Below are 19,798 nucleotides of genomic sequence, written 5' to 3' on the forward strand. Positions count from 1 at the left end.
GGGATCATCGGCCTGCACTTGTGCTGGTTTCCACCCCGATCGGCAACCTGGGTGATCTCTCGCCGCGGGCGGTAGCGGCGCTACGTGAGTCCGATATCATATTGTGCGAGGATACGCGCGTTACAGCACCATTACTGGCGCTCAATGGCATCGGAACGCGGCTGCAAGCCCTGCACGACCATAACGAGGCCGGGCTCACCGAACCGCTGATTGCGGCAATGCGCGGCGGACGCCGGTTTGCCCTGGTCAGCGATGCTGGCGCACCGCTGATTGCCGATCCGGGATTTCGGTTGGTGCGCGCAGCGATCGCTGCGGGCCTCACGATCAGCGCGGTACCGGGGCCGAATGCGGCGATGATGGCGCTGGCGCTATCGGGGCTGCCGCCGCATCCGTTCCTGTTCATGGGGTTTCTGCCGCCGCGTTCCGCCGCGCGGCGTGCGGTGCTCGAACGGGTGGCCAACGCCGAGCGGGCGGGTTTGAACGCGACATTGATCTTTTATGAAGCACCGCACCGCCTGATCGCATCGCTCGATGATTGCGCGGCAGTGCTGGGCAACCGCGCGGCAGCGGTCGGTCGTGAGCTCACCAAGCGCTTTGAGGAAATCCGGCGCGATGGGCTGGAGGGGCTGGCCGTCCATTTTCGGACCACCGCCCCGCGCGGCGAGATCACGCTGGTGATCGGCCCCGCACCTGATTATGTCGCGACCGATGCCGAACTCGACGATGCCTTGCACGACGCCCTCGAAACCATGAGCATCAAGGACGCGGCCACTTCCGTTGCGCGGGCGCTCGATCTGCCGCGCAAGCAGGTTTACGCGCGCGCGCTTACTTTACGCCAGGATGAACAATCAGAGCCATAAGGCTCGGATGCACCAGGAACGGTTCAAGGCAGACCGCCAGGATCAGAATATTCATCCCGATCACGATCGGCACCGCAAACAGCCAGGTCAGCCGCAGGCCCGTACGCATGATCAGGCATTGGATCCAGAGCAGATAGACAAAACTGCCAACAAGTGAGCCGATGACGGCGTAGCGCCCATCGATCCCGAGGCTGACCAACCCGCTCGAGACCAGCCCGCCGATCAGCGTGAGCGGAATCAGCAGCCAGATCGACCAGTTGAGCGCTGTGCTGGTGATCAGCCAGGTCGCTCGGCTGGCAAGGTAGCGGGCAGCCAGTTCGGTAATGACCGGCTGCAACAACACGCCGCAGACTCGCGACAACAGCATCACAACGGCGAGGAGCCAGTGCCCGGTCAATCCGAACAGAACGGCACTGACCAGCGGAAACGCTAGCAGCGGCGCAATGGAGGCGGAAAACGCTTCCGTCGTGTTGCCGAATTCACGCATGCCCCCGACATCGCCGCGGGCGAGCCGGAACAGGCCACGCACGATGTTGCCCTCGGGCAATTTGACGCGTTTGCGATTGCCGCTCATGCGAAAATCGAATCGAGAACAGCGCCGTAAACGCTAGCAAGACCGCGAAGCTCCGTCACCGGTACCGCTTCGTCGATGCGGTGCATGCTGCGCCCCACCAGACCAAACTCCGCGACCGGACAGTAGTGGGTGATAAACCGCGCGTCCGAAGTGCCACCCCCGGTGTCGAGCCTGGGACTGATCCCTGTCGTCGCGCCGATCGCCGCGGCCAATTTTGCTGTAAAATCGCCCGGCTGTGTCAGGAACGCCTCACCGCTGAGCCTGATATCGCACTGCGCGTCGGGCGCGATGGCTTGCACCGTCGCGGTGATCCAGCGGCCCAGCGCCGCGCCGTCGTGCTCGGTGTTGAAGCGGATGTTCAGCGCGGCGTTCGCCTCCGGCGGGATGACGTTGCCAGTGGGATTGTCGACATCGACGCTGGTGACCTGCAGGCTTGATGGTTCGAACCAGTCGTTCCCGGTATCGAGCACGCGGGCGCGCAAGCTTTCGAGCGCCGTGAGAAGCCGGTGCACGGGGTTATCCGCCAGGTGCGGATACGCCACGTGCCCCTGGACGCCCCGCACCGTGATCCGCGCCGAGATCGACCCGCGACGCCCGATTTTTATGGTATCGCCGAGCGCCACACGGCAGGTCGGCTCTCCGACGAGGCAGAGATCGGGGAGGGCATCGGTCTGGCGCAGATGGTCGAGGATGCGCATCGTACCATCGACCGCCTCGCCCTCCTCATCGCCCGTGATCAGCATGGACACTGTGCCGGTCCTCGCCCCCGCGGCGCGGCCGGCGAAGCCCGCGATAAAGGCGGCAATCGCCCCCTTCATGTCGACCGCGCCGCGGCCGAACAGCACTCCGTCTTCGACGATGCCGGAAAACGGATCATGCCGCCAACCGCCGCCGGGAGGCACGACATCGGTATGGCCTGCGAAGGCGAAATGGGGTGAGCCCCGGCCAAATCGCGCGATCAGATTGGCAACCTTGCCAAAGCGCAGCGTCTCGACGGTAAAGCCGAGCCGCGTGAGCGCATCGGCCACGACCGTCTGCGCGCCGCCATCCTGCGGCGTCACGGACGGACAAGCGATCAAAGCCTGCGCCAGCGGCAGCGGATCGGTCAGGATCACGCGCGCAACAACTCGTTGATCGCGGTTTTCGAACGTGTCTGCGCATCGACTCGCTTGACGATGACCGCGCAGGCCAGCGAAGGCCCCTGCGAGCCGTCCGGCAGGGGCTTGCCGGACATGCTGCCGGGCACCACCACCGAATAGGCCGGCACCCGCCCGTAGCTGACGTCGCCGGTCGCCCGATCGACGATTCGGGTCGATGCGCCAAGAAACACACCCATCGAGAGGACCGCGCCACGTTCGACGATCACGCCTTCGGCTACTTCCGAGCGGGCGCCAATGAAACAATCGTCCTCGATGATCACGGGGTTGGCCTGCAACGGTTCCAGCACGCCGCCGATGCCGACACCGCCGCTGATATGGCAGTTGCGGCCGACCTGCGCGCAGGACCCGACGGTCGACCACGTATCGATCATCGTATCCTCACCGACCCGTGCACCCACATTGATGAAACAGGGCATCAGAACCGCCCCGCGCGAAATATGCGCGGAGTGGCGAACCACAGCCCCGGGCACCGCGCGGATGCCGGCGTCGGCGAAGCGGTTTGTATCCCAATCGGTGAATTTCATCGCGACCTTATCGAACACCGGCGCGCCACCCGCACCTGGCATCGGCGCGTTGGGCATGATGCGGAACGACAATAAAATCGCCTGCTTGACCCATTGATGAACGGTCCAGTTGCCGTTTTCAAATTCGGCGACCCGCAGAACGCCACGGTCGAGCAGGTCGAGCGTCTCCACGATGGCCGCCTGCTCGCCCCCCCGCTGGCCGCTGACCAGCTTGTCGCGGTTCTGCCAAAGCATCTCGATTGCAGACTGAAGGGAGGCCTGGTCCATGCGTGTGCGTTCCGTTTTTGATGACGGCGGACCATGAGCAGGAGCGATGGGGCTGTCAACGCTGTCCAGGCTCCTTTGGACGCCGGGAGCCGGCCGATCGATTAACCATCCGTTCATTTTGTCATCGCATAGTGCCGACATGACGGATCAGCACATCGTACATTATCCGAACGCAACGGCCGGCAGAGCGCTTTCCGATGCCGTTGTGGCCAGAGGGTCGGCACTTGCACGCTTGCTGGACAGTCTGCTCACTTTGCCTGACGCAGCAACCGCCATCTCCGCGGCCTGTGCCCTGATCGCGACCGAACTGGCCGATGCTGGCATCGTGCTTGCCTGCCGCCGCACCGTCGGGGCAGGGCAGGGCGATACAGTCCTTGCGGATTACCCCGCCGGCATTGGCCTTGCAGATGTTGCCGGTGCCGAGACGGTCTCGGTCGTCGTGCCGCGTTCAACACCGGGGCAGAGTAAGCCGGCTGAAGTCTACCTTGTGGCATGGCGGAGTTGCGGTGATCGGCGGTTGAATGCGGATGATGAGCGGCTTCTGCGCGAGATCGCGCCACTGCTGGCACCGTTCGCGGAGCGGTTGATGCTTGGGTCTGACGGCGTGGTTCCCCCCGCGCTGGACCCCGAGACCGGGCTTTGGTGCTTGCCAAGTTTCATCGAACAGATCGATCGACGATTCGATCGCCTTGATATCGAGGGTAGAATCGGCACGATGTTCGCGTTCGGCTGGGTCCGCAGCGATGGTTCGAGCGCGCCGGAGGCCTCATCAATCGTCGTCAAAGGCTCAGTGGCTTGCTTGCAGGAAATGCTAAGACCGGTCGATTTGCTCGGGCGTATCGGCCCGACCAGGCTTGCTGCGTGGTGCGACGGTGTCGATCATCTGATTGCGGCCGAGCGCGGCGATCGAATTGTCGCCCGGCTGGATTCGCTGTTGGCGGGCTCGGGCCGCCACGCCGCAATTGGCATCGCGTCACGTTGGCCGCAATCGGGCGATGATCCAGCGACACTGCTGATGCGGGCACGCCAGGGACTGGAGCAGGCCCGCCTCAAAGCCGCCGCACAGGCCCGTCCCGCCGTCAGAATTTGGCAACCGCCTGAGTGATGGTCAGCATTGCTTAATTGCTCGCCGGACGGACATCCAAAAATCGGCTCAAAAGCCAATCGCCGTCGATTTTTTCTTCGGTCAGTGCCATGGCGAGTACCTCGCTGCCGAATACCGGCGCCGCCAGGATCATGTCGGGATGAACTCGGCGTACGCGCTCAAGATTCTTGCGCGTGCTGACGGCAGCAACTTTCTCTCGGAATCGTCATCCGAGAGGGCCAAGATCGCGCGCGCATGCTCGCCACCAGCCTCGCGCAAAGTTTCCAACTCGGTCGGGTCGCCAATCACGGTTTCCGCATCGCCGAAGCTGGTATCGCCATCCTCGATAATGACCAGAACCGGTTCGTCCCGCTTGCGCAATTCTCGCGCCGTGTTGCGGGCGAGTGCGCCGTGTCCGGTGATGATGAAGTGACTGACGCGTTTCATTTTTTTTCTCCTGGGACCCATCGTCTGATTGATCCGGCTTTGCAGGACCGGACCGATCACCGCAGTCAGCGCCGTCGCGAACACAGTCAGTCCGAGAACGATCAACGATACGACGAACAGCCTCGCTTCATTGCTTTTTGGCAGGATGTCGCCGTAGCCTACCGTCGACATGGTCACGATCACAAAATAAAAGGCATTCGGCAGGTTGGTGATCGGCGGCGTAAAGCCGGCGCCGAGCAGAAACGAGCCTAGAGTACCATAGACGATCAAAACCAGGACCGATGCCAGGGCGAATAATGTGCCGGCGGCCAGCGATGATCGTGAAAATGCGTCGCGTGCCAGCACGAGGGCCAGAAGTAGCACGACGATATAGACCGTTTCGCTTGAGACGATCGTGCCGGCGGATTGATGGATCGTCAGTGCCAATTGCGCGATGGTGATGCCGAGTGCCGAAAGCCAGGCGATGCGTGACCGACCCAGCAGCCCGATCGCGATAAGGATCTGCAACGTCCCGACCACGACCGTCGGTACGCCCGACAGGATGAGTCGCGGCACATGGCCAGAAATCGGGTGGAGCGCATTGAACAGATGACTGAGATTGAGATGTAGATATTCGGCAGCGTAGCGCCGAACAGTCGGAAGGATCGCAAACGCACCGGCACCGCCCACGGCGATCGCGAGCGGCAGCTGCGGAAACCACAGATCCATCCGAAGGCGGCGGTACCAGCGATTGTAAAACAGCCTGATCGACCGCAACGCCGGGTGTAAGGTCTCAGCAGCGCCGGTGAGCACGCCGCATCCCGCTGATTGAACTCATCCAATGATTATGGGGACCCGCACGGGACCCGACAATCCGGCGTTCAGGCAAGTGTGACGTCGAAACTCTCGATCACCGTGTTGGCGAGCAACCGGCGTGCCATGGCGGCGGCGGCCTCGCGGGCAGCGGCGGGATCGGTCTCGTGCAGGTCGAGTTCAATCACCTTGCCAACGCGCACATCGGCAATGCCATCAAAACCAAGCCCTTCGAGCGCGTGCCCGATCGCCTTGCCTTGCGGGTCGAGCACCCCGGGCTTGAGCTTAACGGTAACAACAGCCTTCATTGCATCAACTCCGGGCCCTTCATATCGCGCATGCCGGCTTCCGGTAGAATGCCAAGGCGCTTGGCAACCTCCTGATAAGCCTCTTCAACGCGCCCCAGATCGCGCCGGAAGCGGTCCTTGTCCATTTTTTCGTTGGTCTTGGTATCCCATAAGCGGCAGTTGTCCGGACTGATTTCATCCGCCAGCACGATGCGCATGTCTTCGTTTTCCCAGAGCCGACCGAATTCGACTTTGAAATCCACCAGCGTAATGCCGACACCGAGAAACAGGCCGGTCAGGAAATCGTTTATCCGAAGAGTAAGGTGGACGATGTCGTCCATATCCTGCGGGCTCGCCCACCCAAAGGCGGTAATATGCTCTTCCGCTACCATCGGATCGTTCAGCGCGTCGTTCTTATAATAATATTCGATGATACTGCGCGGCAGCCTGGTTCCCTCGGCAATGCCGAGCCGGGTGCTCATGCTGCCGGCGGCGATATTGCGAACCACCACCTCGATCGGGACGATTTCAACTTCCCTGATCAGTTGCTCGCGCATGGTGAGGCGGCGGATGAAATGGGTTGGAATTCCCACCTCCGCCAACCGCAGCATCAGGAACTCGCTGATCCGGTTGTTCAGAACGCCTTTGCCGGGGATGGTTCCCTTTTTCTGTGCGTTGAACGCCGTGGCATCGTCCTTGAAGTATTGAACAAGAGTGCCGGGCTCCGGCCCCTCGTACAGGATTTTCGCTTTGCCTTCGTAGAGTTGTCGGCGACGAGCCATGGCGTAACCTCATGTAGCGGCGGCGGAGAGTGGATCGGAACGGCCGCCGGCGCCTCGCTATATCAACCGAAGCCGGTTTACGCCATGCCGGGTAGCTCGATCAGTTTCAGGCGGCTTGTTTGCGCAACGCCGCCGGCAGGTCGTTGATCGCCTGATCGACCAGGGATTGATCGTGCTCGCCATCGATTGTTTCGGCCAGAATGCGCTCAGTCACCTTCACGGCCAAATTTGCGGCGGCATTCCGCACTTCGGCAATCGCCGCGGTTTCGGCCGCCGCTATGCGCGCTTTGGCCATCTGTTCGCGCCGACGCGCCGATGCCTCGGCGTCGGCGAGCAATTCGGCGGCAAGGCGTTCAGCTTCGCGGCCGGCGAGCGCGACCATATCGGCCGCCTGGGCGATGGCAGCTGCCCGCCGCGCTTCAGCGTCCTTAAGCATTCTCTCAGCTTCCGCCCGAAGGCGGGCAGCTTCGTCAAGCTCCTGCTGGATCGCCTGGCTCCGGCGATCGAGCAACGAGACGATGGCGTTGATCAACTTGCGCCCGAAAAAACCGAGGAATATCAAAACTGCCACGGTCACCCAGAAGGTGCCTTTGGTCCAAAGCAAGCCGTGCATGGCTTCGTACTGCATGAGTGCGGTCCCCTTATGCCAGAACGGTTGCGAGAGTACGATCGATCCGTTCCGCCGCCACCGCCTCACCCGTCAGGCGCAACAGCAGGCTCGACGTAACATCGCGTGCAACCGGCGCCAGCGCCGCAACGGCCTGAGACTTTGCCGCCTTGATGTCAGATTCCGCTTGCCCGATCTGAGCATCGAGCTTGGCGTTCAACTCGGCCGACTGCGCCCTTGCGCGTTCCTTCGCGGCGTTGACCGCATCGGCGATTGCGCTCTGGCTGTTCTCGCGGGCATTCCTGATCGCGAGGTTCAGCTCAGTGACCGCGTGCTCGGCCTTCGCCTTGGCCTGCCGCGCGGTTTCCAGATCGTCGGCGATATGGCTGACCCGCTTTTCGATCACCCCACTGATCTGGGGCAGCGCCCAGCGGGACATCAAAAAGTAGAGAACGATCATGATGATCGCCATCCACACGACCTGAGCGCCGGTCAGCGGATCGGCGAAATCCATCTGAGGCAATTTGCTGCCGGCCATGGCGACTGCCGGCATCATGCCAAGGGCGATACTCAGGGAAAGGATCGGAGCGCGGCGCATCCTGATTGGGTCCTTGATCGAAGGGCTCAGGTGAACAGGATGATGAGCGCGATGACCAGAGCATAGAGGGCGACCGCTTCGGTCAACGCAAACCCAAGGAGCACGTCGCGAAACATCTTGTCGCGCGCAGCGGGGTTGCGGCCAACCGCGCTCACGAACGAGCCGAACAGATTGCCGATGCCGACACCGGCGCCGGCGACACCGATAGTGGCTAGGCCCGCGCCGATCTGGTGGCTGGCGAGGACAATGGAATCAATGGCCATAAAACAATTTCCTTTCAACGATAGATATAGAGATCGGTTTCCGGCCTATGTGACCGTTTGGGCGAGACAAGTCGATATGAGCTGCAGATTTTAGTGCAAATGAATGGCATCATGCAGGTAAAGGCAGGTGAGCACGGCAAACACGTAAGCCTGAAGAAACGCCACGAGAAACTCGAGCGCGGTCAGTGCCACATTGAGGCCGAGTGGAATGATCGCCGCGACCACGCCAACCGCGCCAAGCCCGGTCACCAGCATGATCATGAAGCCAGCAAACACCTCCCACATGACATGTCCGGCGGTGATGTTGGCGAACAGACGGACTGAGAGTGAGATAGGGCGCGACAGGAATGACACGATTTCGATCGGGATCAGTAAGGGCAGCAGCCAGCCGGGAACGCCGGGGGGTGAAAAGAATTTGAAGAAGCCCAATCCGTGATACCAGAAACCGACCGCGGTTGAGAGCAGGAACACAAAAACTGCCAAGGCGCCGGTCACTGCGATATGGCTGGTAAAGGCAAAGAAATAGGGGAAAAGCCCGAGAAGGTTACCAACCAGAATGAAGGCGAACAGTGTGAACACGAAAGGAAAGAAGCGGCGCCCTTCGTGGCCGATGGTGTCATCGACCATCTGATGCACGAATTCGTAGCTCATCTCCGCCAGCCCCTGCATCCGTCCCGGCACCATGGCGCGGTGGCGCAAAGCGATTGCGAATAGCACCGTGATGATTGCCGCGGCGAGCAGCATCATTTCATTGGAATTGGTGAACTCGACCAGCCGACCAACCGGGCCGAAACCGGTGGTCAACTGGAACTGCCCCAGTGCGTTGATCGCCGATTCTTGCGCCATAGTCTCCTCCGATTAGTCTTTTTGGCTCGTGCCCATCGCGCGAACGACGTTGCGAAAGCCTGCAATCGCGCCGATGGGAACAAACCCGATCATGAACCACGGTGTCGTGTGAAACAATCGGTCTAACCCGTAACCGATCGCGACAGCAACAACCAGGGCAGCCACCATTTCGGCACCCAGTCGCATCGCGAGGCTGAACGGATTGGGACCTTCTGCCTGCTGCTCATTGACCGGCACAGGCTTATCAAGCCCGGCGCGGTTTCGTGCTGCGGCAAGACGCTGATCGAAATCGGCCCGATCGCGTGGTCCCTGAGCCTGATCGTCACCCATCGAAACACCCCTACGCCCGCCCCTCAAGACGGCGATGGGTTGCTACCGGTGCGCGCGCCTCAAGTCAACATATCGCGATCGTGAAATACATGCCCCACCATCACGCTGATCGAGGCTTGACCTCATTCCGCGGCGATCGGGACCGACTGGTCGACCAGCGCGGTCGCTGTGCCCAGATCGACTGACAGAACCCGCGAAATGCCGCGCTCCTGCATGGTGACGCCGTAGAGGCGGTCCATCCGGGCCATGGTCAGATGGTGATGGGTAACAACCAGGAAACGCGTGCCGGTTTCGCGTGCCATGTCTTCGAGCAAGGTACAGAATCGATCGACGTTAGCGTCGTCGAGCGGGGCGTCCACTTCGTCGAGGACCGAAATGGGCGCCGGATTGCACCGAAACACCGCAAAGATCAGCGACAGGGCCGTCAGCGCCTGCTCCCCGCCCGACAGCAGTGACAAAGTCGCCAGTTTCTTGCCTGGAGGTTCGGCAAAAATCTCCAGCCCGGCTTCCAGGGGGTCGTCCGAACCGGTGAGCGCCAGATGCGCGCGTCCGCCGCCGAACATGCGGGTGAACAGCGCCTGAAAATGGCGGTCTATTTCGGTGAATACGGTCGAGAGGCGTTCGCGACCCTCGCGGTTGAGATGACCGATCGAACCGCGCAGTTTCGCGATCGCGGCGGATATTTCATCGCGTTCGCGCTCGATCGCGGCCAGGCGATCTTCGATTTCGGCGACCTCGATTTCGGCGCGAAGATTGACCGGGCCCATCTCGTCACGTTCGCGGGTGAGTCGTTCAAATCGTTTGCGGGCGCGTTCAGCCGATTCGGGCGTCGGGTCGGTCAGGGGTGGCAGCGTAGGGTCGACGCCGAAGCGCTCCAGGATCCGTTCGGCGATCGTGCCCCAAGCGAAATTAGCTTCACGCACGTTGGATTCCGCCAGGATCAGCGCCTCGCGCTCGCTCGATAGGCGCTGCTCGGCCTGGCGCAATGTTGCGGTTAGGCTCTCGTACTGCTGTTCACCGGCTTTCAGCGCGGCAGCGGCGGCGAGATGTTGATCTTTCGCATCAGCGAGCGCTGATCGCGCACAATCCCGCGCGTCGGCGGAATTACCGTCGGTCGGCAGCGAGTCGAGCGCAGCATGGGCTTCGCGCAGGCGTGCGGCAAGATCGGTGATCCGGGATGTGGCATCGGCAGCGCGCTCGGTCCAGTCGGCAATCTCACGATCGATCGAGCCGAGGCGGCGGTTGCGCTGTTCCATTTCGCCGGTCAGGCGCTGCACCGTATGACGCGCCTCTGTCTCCGCGCGGCGTGCTTCGATCACGCGGGCACGGGTATTCTCGACGTCAGCGCGGAGCGCTGTCACATCCGGTAGGGCGTCAAACTCCGATTCGACGGTCGCAAGCGTCGCGGCGGCCTCGACCTGGTCCGCTTGAAGGCGGGCGACCACGTCCGCCGCGGCAAGGGCGCGCGTCGTCTTTCGCTCTGCTTCGGCCGCGAGCCTACTGGCGGCTTCGGTCGTCGTTCGGGTTTCGCCGCGCGCTCGATCAAGGTGATGATCGGCTGCTTTGCGGGCCGTCCGGGCAAGTTCCTCGGCTTGGCGAGCGGCGTGCTCGGCCTGCTCGGCTTCGATGCGTTCGCGCTTATGCCGTGCCGCTTCGGTCGTCGCGGCGCTGAGGTCGTGTCGGAGTTGGTTCAGTCGGTTCCGTTGCGCGAGCCGGAGTCCCGCTTCGCTCGGCGCGCCGGCGCGGGTTACATAGCCGTCCCAGCGCCACACACCACCCTCGATCGATACCAGAGTTTCGCCGGGTTGCAGGGATTGTTGCAGCGTATCGCCGTCCGCCCCTTCGGGCAGAAGCAGGATATGATCGAGCGCGCGGCGCAGCGCCTCCGGTGCCTCGACATGGGCAGACAGGCTCGGAAGCGAGTGCGCGACGTCGACCGGCCGCAGAGCCCGCCAGTGCCGAGGGGCGGTTGGTTGCGTGCTCGCCGCAAGATCGTCGCGCAAGGCGGCGCCGAGTGCATTTTCAAACCCGATCGGCACAGAAATCTGATCGAGCAGAGGCTCGGCTTCGCGACCGAATTTTTGAGCGAGGACGGCGCCGAGTGCGTCGACTTCGACCTTGATGCGCGCCACAGCAGAATCGGCAGCCAGTGAATCCGTACGGAGCGCTGCCGCGACACCTGTGGCATCTCCGCGCGCCTGCTCGGCGGCTTGGACGGCTGCCTGTGCTTCGCGTTGCGCCGCCTCGGCCTGCTGGTAGGCGGCGACAGCCGCATCACGCGCTGCGTCGAGTGCGGCGGTTCGCTCCGACGGAATCAACTCCGCCACGGCACGTTGGTGATCCACCGCTGCTTGTTCTGCCCGATTGCGCGCCTGTGTGGCCCGTTCGCGCGCGAGTTTTAGCCGCACTGTGATAGCTTGATGTGCTGCTGCCAGATGGGCGGCGGCTTCCGTGGCGGATTGGGCACGACCTTCAGCCTCCTGAAGTGCCGCCGCCGCGTGATCGGCCGCCGTGTTTGCCGCCTCTAGACATTCAGGCGCTGCAAGACGCTCGACTTCCAGCCGGCTGCGCTCCTCGATCAGGCGCTGTTTCGCGTCATTCGAATCCGTGGCGGCCCGTTCGGCATGCTGATGATCCCGGATCAACGCGGCCAGCCTTGTCTCGGCTTCGGTGCGGGTCGTCCTGATCCGCTTGATCTCGGAATCGATATGCTCGAGGTGAATGCGCGCACGTTCGAGCGCGGTGCGCGCCTCGCTCTCCCGGGCGCGCAGCGCTGGAAGGACATCCGTTTGACCACGCTCGCTTTGCGTTGCGTCGTCACGCTCACGTTGCGCGACGACAACGGCGGTTTGGGCGGCGGCCAGGGCGGCTTGTGCACCACGCTGGCGGAATTCGGCGATATGGTGCTCGGTTGCCAGATACTCGGTCTCGGCATCGCGGATGGCACCCGACAGGTTTCGATAGCGGTTGGCCTGACGCGCTTGTTTTTGCAGATCAGCAAGCCTTGCTTCCTGCTGCGCCCGCAGATCTTCAGCCCTTGTCAGGTTCTGCTCAGCCGCCCGTAGTTTCAGTTCGGCCTCGTGACGCCGGGAGTGCAGACCCGTGATACCGGCCGCTTCCTCGAGGATCGCGCGCCGTTCATCAGGGCGCGCATTGACCAATGCGGAGACGCGGCCCTGGCTGATCATCGCCGAGTTGCGGGCACCGGAGGCAAGATCGGCAAACAGGGTTGCCACATCGCGCGCGCGGGTTTCGCGCCCGTTCACGCGGTAGGTACTGCCCGAACCGCGTTCGATCTTGCGGGTGATCTGGAGTTCCGCATCGGCCTGAAACGGCGCTGGTGCCAGCCCTGCCGTTTCCGTGAGCGAAATGGCGACTTCCGCCACACTCCGTGCGGCGCGGGACAGCGTTCCGGCGAAAATGACATCGTCCATTTCGCCGCCCCGCATCGATTTGGCGCTGGCTTCACCCATCGCCCAGCGCAGGGCGTCTACCACGTTGGATTTGCCGCATCCGTTGGGTCCGACGATGCCGGTCAGCCCGGGCAGGATTTCGATCGATGTCGCATCGGCAAAGCTTTTGAAGCCGGCAATCCGGATGCGGGCAAACCGTGCGGGCAACGCGGGCCTACGCTTCGTCGATCCAACGCGAGAACTGCTTGAAGTCGACAGCACCCTCGCGTTTACGGCCATTAATGATGAAGGTCGGGGTCGCGTTCACATGGTACTGCTTTTCGCCGACATTCAGCTCGTTCAGAATGAACGCCTCGAGTTTTTTATCGGCGAGAGCCGCATCGAAGGATTTGCGGTCCATACCGGCAAGAGCGGCGAACCGGAACAGGGCATTTGCGTAATCCTGCTTGGTCTTCAGATTGGGATCAAATGCCCATTGATCCTGGGTGCGGAATAATTCCGAGATGAAGGGGAAATATTCATGCGCAGGCAGTGTGCGAGCGACCTGCGCGGCCATCACCGCGTCTTCGTTCAGCGGGAAATCCTTGAAGATGTAGTAGATTTTTCCGGTCTTGATGAAGTTGGTGACAACGTCGGGCAGCACGCGGGTCCCGAAATAGGCACAATGTGGGCAGTTCATCGAAAAATACTCGTGAACGGTCACGGATGCGCCGGGTTTGCCGAGGCTTCGAACGCCGAACGGCGACGATGAGGCCGGCAGCGCCTCGGATGCTGCGGCACGCCCCGTGTCTAAAAGGCCGAGCCCTGCCGATATGCTGAGACCACCAACAAAATGTAGTAGGCTACGACGGTCCATGAGTATTATATCCCCAGATTTAGTGTATCGCAAAACGCGCTGTCAGGTCGAGAAAAAGTCTTTGGGCGATTCGGCCAGCCCCGCCAAGCGTGTCCTACATATCGAACGGATCGCAAACTGACGAGATCAACCGGGTCGATTTGATCACGGTTGCGGGAGGCGTCACGCCACTGGGCACACGTTGGTTGTCCAGCGCTTGCGATTTGCCAGCCGCGCAGCCTCCGCTATACGGGCGGCATGGACCTGAAAGACCACATTCGCGGTGTGCCGGATTTCCCGAAACCCGGCATTTTGTTCTACGATATTTCAACGCTGTTGCGGAATGCCGACGCCTGGCAGGTTGCGATGGGAAGGTTGGCCCGTATCGTCGGTGCCTACCGGCCTGATGTTCTGGCCGGCGTAGAAAGCCGTGGTTTTTTGCTCGCAGCCCCGTTGGCACTGAAGCTCGGCTGCGGGTTCGTCATGCTGCGTAAACGGGGCAAATTGCCCGGCGATACGGTTGGCCTGAACTATGATCTGGAATATGGCTCCGACCGGATCGAAATCCAATCCGATGCGGTCACGCCCGGCCAACGGGTTGTCGTGGTCGACGACCTTTTGGCGACCGGAGGCACCATGGCGGCTGGCATCGCTCTGCTCAAAAACGTGAAAGCAGAGGTCCCGGCGGCAATCGCCCTGATCGAACTCGGCTTTCTGCATGGACGGGATCGTCTCGATGTGCCGTTTGAAGCGCTTGTCCGCTACGACCAGTAAGCTTCGATCGTGCGCGCCATGATGCGGCGGCGCGTAGTCCTGGGTGGCCTCGGGATTGCAGGCCTCATGCTGAGGGACGGAATCGCCGCACCACCGATGGTGATCGCGGATCAGGTCGATCGGACAATGCCCGACTACGCGATACTGGTGTGCGGGCCGCACGGCGGAAAGATCGATCGTTGGTCGCGCGCATTCGCTCAGGGAATCCGCGGAGCTTTATCTCCACATCGCGCCATTCAACTCCAGCGGGTCGGGGGTGAGGATGGCGTCACCGGTGCGAACCGGCTGCAGACAATGGTTGTGCCAGATGGTCGGACGGCGGCGGTTTTGCCGAACGAGGCGATCATTGCCTTCCTGACCGGCGACCCCCGCGTGCATTTTCAGCCTGGCGACTGGATTCCGGTCATGGCAGGTGTCACTGCCGCCGTTTTGGTCGTCCGGGGAGGGTTGCCACGCCTTGCCGATGCTGCACCGATCCGGCTTGCTGCGGCGTCTCCGGAAAGCCCCGATCTGGCGGCGTTGCTGGCGTTCCAGCGCCTTGGCGTCTCGACTGCACCGATTTTCGGCCTGCGCGGGGCCACGGCGATCGCTCGCGCGTTTGCCGGTGGCGAAGCAGATGCTGTTCTGCTGACCGGGGAAGACGTCCCGGCGGATGCCGCCTCGTTGTCGGCTTATGGCGGTGTCGCGATCGGCACCTTGGGCGTAGTCGATGAGCGTGACCGCGTCATGGCTGATCCGTTGATGAGCGATCTGCCCACGATTCACGCGATCGCCGACAAGCGGGGAGTCGTTCCGCTACCGCAGTCATTGGAGCACGCCTATCGCGCGGTCGCTGCGGCAAGCCGGATCGACTTCATGGCAGTTCTACCGCATTTGACGACACCGACGACCGTGGCAGCGTGGCGCCAGGCGGCCGAAAGCGCTGGCGACATGCAGGCGATGCAGGCGGCCGCGGCGGCAAGCGCCATCAGCCTGACCGTGACGGGCGCAGCCGCTGCGGCGGCACCGTTCGATGTGGCGGCGGATGGTTTGCTCGCTTTGCGTCAGTTCTTGTTTCAGCACTTCGGATGGCATCCATCCTGACCCTGCACTGGACCGCCACATGAAATCGATCGATCGGGCTTGCTGCTGAATGGCGCGATTGGCAACACGCTTCGTCTGCACAGAGTGTGGGGCAGCAGCACCCAAATGGACCGGCCGCTGTGAAGCGTGTGGTGCCTGGAACACGCTGGAGGCCGAGGCGCCCAGCCCCGGTGCCGGCGCCCGCAAAGCCGGCCGGGGGGCGGGCCGTGGCGTGGAGTTTGTCGGTCTCGCCGGTGAGACACCGCTGCCCGAGCGGATTCCGGTCGGTATTTCCGAGTTCGATCGAGTGCTCGGCGGCGGCATGGTGCAGGCCTCCGCAATCCTGGTGGGCGGCGATCCAGGCATCGGCAAGTCGACGCTCCTGTTGCAGGCGGCGGCCCGTCTGGCGAATGCGGGCAAGCGCGTCCTATACATTTCGGGTGAGGAGTCGGTCGCGCAGATTAGGTTGCGGGCCGACCGGCTCGGGCTGCGGGATGCGCCGGTCAGTCTCGCCTCGGCCACCGTGCTGGCCGATATTCTCGGCGCCTTGGAGTCCGAAAAGCACGCGAGCCTGGTCGTGATCGATAGTATCCAGACGATCTGGGATGAGACGATCGAATCGGCGCCCGGTACTGTGGCGCAAGTGCGATCAAACGCGTTCGCGCTGATCAGGGCTGCGAAAACACAGGGGTTTACCTTGATGTTGGTCGGTCATGTGACAAAGGAAGGCGCTCTCGCGGGGCCGCGGGTGATGGAGCATATGGTCGATGTCGTCCTGCATTTCGAAGGCGACCGCGGGCATCAGTTCCGCATCCTGCGCGGCGCCAAGAACCGTTATGGCGCGACCGACGAGATCGGTGTGTTCGAAATGACCGGGCGGGGCTTGGCGGAGGTTGCCAATCCATCCGCCCTGTTTCTAGCAGAGCGGCATGGCCATGTAGCAGGAAGTGCCGTGTTTGCCGGGCTCGAGGGATCGCGACCGGTGCTGATGGAGGTGCAGGCGTTGCTCGCCTCGAATGCCGGTGGGTCGGCACGACGGTCGGTAATCGGATGGGATTCGGGACGATTGTCGATGCTGCTGGCCGTGCTCGATTCGCGGTGCGGCGTAAAGCTGGCAGGTCATGACGTTTATCTGAACGTGGCGGGTGGGCTTCGCGTTTCCGAGCCCGCCGCCGATCTTGCGGTGGCCGCGGCGTTGGTCTCCGCAGCAACCGGCGTGCCGACTGATCCCGAGACGGTATTTTTTGGCGAGATCGGCCTGTCGGGCGAGTTGCGTCAGGTCGCACAGGCGGATCTGCGCCTTAAGGAGGCCGCAAAGCTGGGCTTTAGCCGCGCAACGCTGCCGCGACGCGTTGCCGGCGGTAATCGCCGGCTTGCTACGCCGGATGGCATTGTATTGGCTGAATACGGCCATTTGAGCGATCTGGTGGCCGCCACTGCAGGACGGGCATCGCGTTCGGGAGACGAGATATGACATGGGTCGATGGAATTGCGCTCGTGATCATCGTGCTATCGGGGTTGCTGGCGCTGGCTCGCGGCCTGGTCCGCGAGATGCTCGGTGTCGGTGCGTGGATCGGCGCCGGCCTGGCCGCGTTCGAGTATTATCCCGATGTCGAGACCCTGTTGGCAGGCTATGTGCACCAGCCAAAGCTGATCCTCCCGCTGTCGATCGGGTTGATCTTCATTATCGTGCTTATCATTCTGTCCATTATCAGCACGTGGCTGGGGTCGATGGTGCGGGATTCAGTGCTTTCGGGGATCGATCGCACATTGGGGCTGGCGTTTGGGCTTGCGCGGGGCGTGGTCATTGTTTGCCTGCTCTATATCGGCCTCTCGATTTTTCTTCAGCCATCCGAATGGCCTGCCGGTATCAGCAATGCCCGGTTGTTGCCTTATGCCGAAAGCGGGTCGCAGGTTTTGGTGGGCTTGTTGCCGGCTGCCTATCAACCCCATATCGATCGTGTGCCGGGTGCGCCTGCACCTCCCGCGCAGCCTCCTACGCCTACGGCTAAAGAAACCGGCCAGTAGGTTCAGCCATGTGAAACGATGCTCGACATGCCAATGCGGGCGGATTAGATGACAGGCTCAAGTCGTAAAGGATGCACCGGCGTGACGCAGTCGATGAACACGACGACCGCGATCGATGATGACAAATTCCACGAGGAATGCGGGGTCATCGGGACCTGGAATGTCACTGATGCGGCAGCGATAACCGCGCTCGGCTTGCATGCCCTGCAGCATCGCGGCCAAGAGGCGACAGGCATTGTCACCCATGATGGCGTTCGGTTCCATGCGCATAAGGGTATCGGGCTGGTCGGCGATAATTATGGCGATACGAAGGTCATGGCTGGTTTGCCTGGCACCCGAGCCGTCGGCCATAACCGTTATGCGACCACCGGCGCGACACTTTTGCGTAACGTTCAACCGCTATTCGCTGAATTTGAATTCGGCGGATTTGCCGTCGGCCATAACGGTAATCTGACGAATGCCCACACCCTTAAGCGGGCGCTGGTCAAGCGCGGTTGCCTGTTCCAGTCGACGACGGATTCTGAGGTATTCGTTCATCTGATCGCGATCAGCCTGTACGCGACCGTTCTGGACCGGTTGATCGATGCACTCAAGCAAGTAACCGGTGCGTATTCGCTGGTTGCCCTGACCAATGACATGCTGATCGGCGTTCGCGATCCGCTCGGTGTACGCCCGCTGATTTTGGGCCAGACAAACGGTGCGGACGGGATCAGTCCCGGCTGGGTGCTGGCATCTGAGAGTTGCGCGCTTGAAATGGTGGGTGCCGAATTCGTGCGCGACATCGAGCCCGGTGAGATCGTCGCGATCGACCGCAGCGGCGTGCGCAGTCTCAAGCCGTTTTCGCCGCAGAAGCCGCGGTTCTGCGTGTTTGAGTATATTTATTTTGCTCGGCCGGATTCGATTCTCGAGGGCCATTCGGTCTACGCCGCACGGAAGCGGATCGGGCAGGAACTCGCCCGGGAATCGCCGATCGAGGCCGATCTGATCGTGCCGGTACCCGACTCCGGCGTTCCGGCCGCTATGGGGTTTGCCGAACAAAGTGGTGTTCCGTTCGAACTGGGGATTATTCGCAACCACTATGTCGGGCGTACCTTCATCGAGCCGACCGATCAGATCCGACACCTGGGCGTGCGGCTGAAGCACTCGGCGAATCGCGCAATTCTGGAAGGTCGGCGCGTCGTGCTGGTCGATGATTCGATCGTGCGCGGCACGACATCGCAGAAGATCGTCGAGATGGTGCGCGGGGCGGGGGCGCGTGAAGTGCATATGCGGATATCGTCGCCGCCGACCACTCATTCGTGTTTCTATGGCATCGACACGCCCGAGCGCGGTAAATTGCTGGCGGCGAGGAACAGCGTGGCCGAGATGGCCCAGCTGATTGGAGTCGATAGTCTCGCATTCATCTCGATGGACGGATTGTATCGCGCGCTGGGTCAGCCAGGGCGCGACGCGGCAGCCCCCGCGTTCTGTGATGCGTGCTTCAGCGGCGATTATCCGATCGCGCTGACCGATCATGCGGAGCCTCGCCAGGCCCAGCTGTCGTTGCTTGCGGAACTAGCATAGCGGTGCATAGGCCTCGAAACCTCTAAATGCTGCGCTATATCCAGATGATGTTCAGCAAATCAAAATCGACGATGCCGACCGCGTCCGAGGCATTGCCCGGCCGCGCGGCTATGACTCCGGTGCCTGAGTTTCATTACGTCAGTGGCGCGCGGATGCAGGAACCCTATCCACCGAATTCGGAAATGGCGCTCTTCGGGCTGGGATGTTTCTGGGGTGCTGAGCGCAAGTTTTGGCAGACGAATGGGGTTTTGGTGACTTCGGTGGGTTATGCCGGCGGCTTCACACCGAATCCGACTTATGAGGAGGTATGCTCGGGGCGCACCGGTCATGCCGAGGTAGTTTTGGCGGTGTTCGATCCTGCGATTATCAGCTATGAGAGTCTGTTAAAGATATTTTGGGAAAATCACGATCCCACACAGGGTATGCGCCAGGGCGCGGATGTTGGCACGCAATATAGGTCTGTGATTTATACGTTCAACGACAGCCAGCTTCATGCCGCGAAACAGTCTTCCGATGCGTATCAGAGCCGATTGATTGACGCCGGATTTGGCGCAATCACCACCGAAATTATTCCGGCGCCCCCGTATTTTTTTGCCGAGGCCTATCACCAGCAGTATCTGGCGAAGAATCCAAACTTCATGTCCGATCGGGCTCGCAACGGCCGATTGAATAATGCGCCGTCCGCAATGGTAGCATAGCGGA

21 protein-coding genes are annotated in these 19,798 nt (G+C 61.9%); 8 read left to right on the top strand and 13 right to left on the bottom strand.

The window, feature by feature from the left end; genetic code table 11:
- Positions 1 to 20 precede the first annotated feature (20 nt).
- Positions 21 to 860 carry a 16S rRNA (cytidine(1402)-2'-O)-methyltransferase gene (rsmI, locus tag B7X49_RS08685; RefSeq protein ID WP_324502831.1) on the top strand — a complete coding sequence of 280 codons (840 nt, stop codon included), beginning with the start codon at positions 21 to 23 and terminating at the stop codon, positions 858 to 860.
- On the opposite strand, the gene B7X49_RS08690 is transcribed toward rsmI, so the two are convergent.
- Genes B7X49_RS08690 through dapD form a run of 3 tightly spaced genes read right to left on the bottom strand, consistent with a single transcriptional unit; the run spans position 826 to position 3,385 of the window.
- A complete protein-coding gene (locus tag B7X49_RS08690) occupies positions 826 to 1,434 on the bottom strand; it encodes a hypothetical protein (protein WP_029311858.1) in 609 nt (202 codons plus the stop codon). The two genes, rsmI and B7X49_RS08690, sit on opposite strands and share 35 nt — an antisense overlap.
- A complete protein-coding gene (gene dapE, locus B7X49_RS08695; RefSeq protein ID WP_408735554.1) occupies positions 1,431 to 2,543 on the bottom strand; it encodes a succinyl-diaminopimelate desuccinylase in 1,113 nt (370 codons plus the stop codon). The genes B7X49_RS08690 and dapE overlap by 4 nt, the downstream gene beginning before the upstream one ends.
- Positions 2,544 to 2,545: 2 nt before the next feature.
- Positions 2,546 to 3,385, bottom strand: coding sequence for a 2,3,4,5-tetrahydropyridine-2,6-dicarboxylate N-succinyltransferase (gene dapD / locus B7X49_RS08700; RefSeq protein ID WP_286702267.1), 840 nt, complete (start codon positions 3,383 to 3,385; stop codon positions 2,546 to 2,548).
- A gap of 232 nt (positions 3,386 to 3,617) precedes the next feature.
- On the opposite strand from dapD, the gene B7X49_RS08705 reads away from it, so the two are divergent.
- Positions 3,618 to 4,490: a hypothetical protein gene (locus tag B7X49_RS08705; protein WP_286702266.1), complete on the top strand. Its 873-nt coding sequence runs from the start codon at positions 3,618 to 3,620 to the stop codon at positions 4,488 to 4,490.
- Positions 4,491 to 4,619: 129 nt separating this feature from the next.
- Here B7X49_RS08705 and B7X49_RS08710 read toward each other — a convergent pair whose 3' ends face one another.
- The 10 genes from B7X49_RS08710 to B7X49_RS08755 form a co-directional block, all read right to left on the bottom strand.
- Positions 4,620 to 5,708, bottom strand: a complete 1,089-nt coding sequence (locus tag B7X49_RS08710) for an ion channel (RefSeq protein WP_286839015.1) — start codon at positions 5,706 to 5,708, stop codon at positions 4,620 to 4,622.
- Between the two features lie 68 nt (positions 5,709 to 5,776).
- The gene (gene purS / locus B7X49_RS08715; protein ID WP_029311853.1) at positions 5,777 to 6,016 is read right to left on the bottom strand and encodes a phosphoribosylformylglycinamidine synthase subunit PurS; all 240 of its coding nucleotides are present in this window, start codon (positions 6,014 to 6,016) and stop codon (positions 5,777 to 5,779) included.
- Entirely contained in the window at positions 6,013 to 6,777 is a 765-nt protein-coding gene (gene purC / locus B7X49_RS08720; protein WP_029311852.1) for a phosphoribosylaminoimidazolesuccinocarboxamide synthase, read from the bottom strand. The genes purS and purC overlap by 4 nt, the downstream gene beginning before the upstream one ends.
- A gap of 106 nt (positions 6,778 to 6,883) precedes the next feature.
- Positions 6,884 to 7,405 carry a F0F1 ATP synthase subunit B gene (locus B7X49_RS08725; RefSeq protein ID WP_286702265.1) on the bottom strand — a complete coding sequence of 174 codons (522 nt, stop codon included), beginning with the start codon at positions 7,403 to 7,405 and terminating at the stop codon, positions 6,884 to 6,886.
- A gap of 13 nt (positions 7,406 to 7,418) precedes the next feature.
- Positions 7,419 to 7,982, bottom strand: a complete 564-nt coding sequence (locus B7X49_RS08730) for a F0F1 ATP synthase subunit B (protein ID WP_286702264.1) — start codon at positions 7,980 to 7,982, stop codon at positions 7,419 to 7,421.
- Between the two features lie 26 nt (positions 7,983 to 8,008).
- Positions 8,009 to 8,245, bottom strand: coding sequence for an ATP synthase subunit C family protein (locus tag B7X49_RS08735; protein WP_029311849.1), 237 nt, complete (start codon positions 8,243 to 8,245; stop codon positions 8,009 to 8,011).
- A gap of 90 nt (positions 8,246 to 8,335) precedes the next feature.
- Positions 8,336 to 9,091, bottom strand: coding sequence for a F0F1 ATP synthase subunit A (locus tag B7X49_RS08740; protein ID WP_029311848.1), 756 nt, complete (start codon positions 9,089 to 9,091; stop codon positions 8,336 to 8,338).
- Between the two features lie 12 nt (positions 9,092 to 9,103).
- Positions 9,104 to 9,421, bottom strand: coding sequence for an AtpZ/AtpI family protein (locus B7X49_RS08745; protein WP_029311847.1), 318 nt, complete (start codon positions 9,419 to 9,421; stop codon positions 9,104 to 9,106).
- A 122-nt stretch (positions 9,422 to 9,543) separates the two neighbouring features.
- Positions 9,544 to 13,041 carry a chromosome segregation protein SMC gene (gene smc / locus B7X49_RS08750; RefSeq protein WP_286702263.1) on the bottom strand — a complete coding sequence of 1,166 codons (3,498 nt, stop codon included), beginning with the start codon at positions 13,039 to 13,041 and terminating at the stop codon, positions 9,544 to 9,546.
- Between the two features lie 7 nt (positions 13,042 to 13,048).
- A complete protein-coding gene (locus B7X49_RS08755) occupies positions 13,049 to 13,690 on the bottom strand; it encodes a DsbA family protein (RefSeq protein ID WP_286702262.1) in 642 nt (213 codons plus the stop codon).
- A gap of 237 nt (positions 13,691 to 13,927) precedes the next feature.
- Between B7X49_RS08755 and B7X49_RS08760 the strand changes: the two genes are divergently transcribed.
- From B7X49_RS08760 to msrA, 6 genes are all read left to right on the top strand, one after another.
- Positions 13,928 to 14,443: an adenine phosphoribosyltransferase gene (locus B7X49_RS08760; RefSeq protein WP_029311844.1), complete on the top strand. Its 516-nt coding sequence runs from the start codon at positions 13,928 to 13,930 to the stop codon at positions 14,441 to 14,443.
- 66 nt (positions 14,444 to 14,509) lie between these two features.
- Positions 14,510 to 15,526, top strand: a complete 1,017-nt coding sequence (locus B7X49_RS08765) for a hypothetical protein (protein ID WP_286702261.1) — start codon at positions 14,510 to 14,512, stop codon at positions 15,524 to 15,526.
- 49 nt (positions 15,527 to 15,575) lie between these two features.
- Positions 15,576 to 16,979: a DNA repair protein RadA gene (gene radA / locus B7X49_RS08770; protein ID WP_286702260.1), complete on the top strand. Its 1,404-nt coding sequence runs from the start codon at positions 15,576 to 15,578 to the stop codon at positions 16,977 to 16,979.
- A complete protein-coding gene (locus tag B7X49_RS08775) occupies positions 16,976 to 17,533 on the top strand; it encodes a CvpA family protein (protein WP_286702259.1) in 558 nt (185 codons plus the stop codon). The genes radA and B7X49_RS08775 overlap by 4 nt, the downstream gene beginning before the upstream one ends.
- Positions 17,534 to 17,626: 93 nt before the next feature.
- Complete coding sequence (gene purF / locus B7X49_RS08780) at positions 17,627 to 19,096, top strand: amidophosphoribosyltransferase (protein WP_286702421.1); 1,470 nt, start codon at positions 17,627 to 17,629, stop codon at positions 19,094 to 19,096.
- Between the two features lie 26 nt (positions 19,097 to 19,122).
- Complete coding sequence (gene msrA, locus B7X49_RS08785; RefSeq protein WP_286839024.1) at positions 19,123 to 19,794, top strand: peptide-methionine (S)-S-oxide reductase MsrA; 672 nt, start codon at positions 19,123 to 19,125, stop codon at positions 19,792 to 19,794.
- Positions 19,795 to 19,798 lie beyond the last annotated feature (4 nt).

This window comes from Acidiphilium sp. 34-64-41, from assembly GCF_002282635.1.
Classification (GTDB): domain Bacteria; phylum Pseudomonadota; class Alphaproteobacteria; order Acetobacterales; family Acetobacteraceae; genus Acidiphilium; species Acidiphilium rubrum.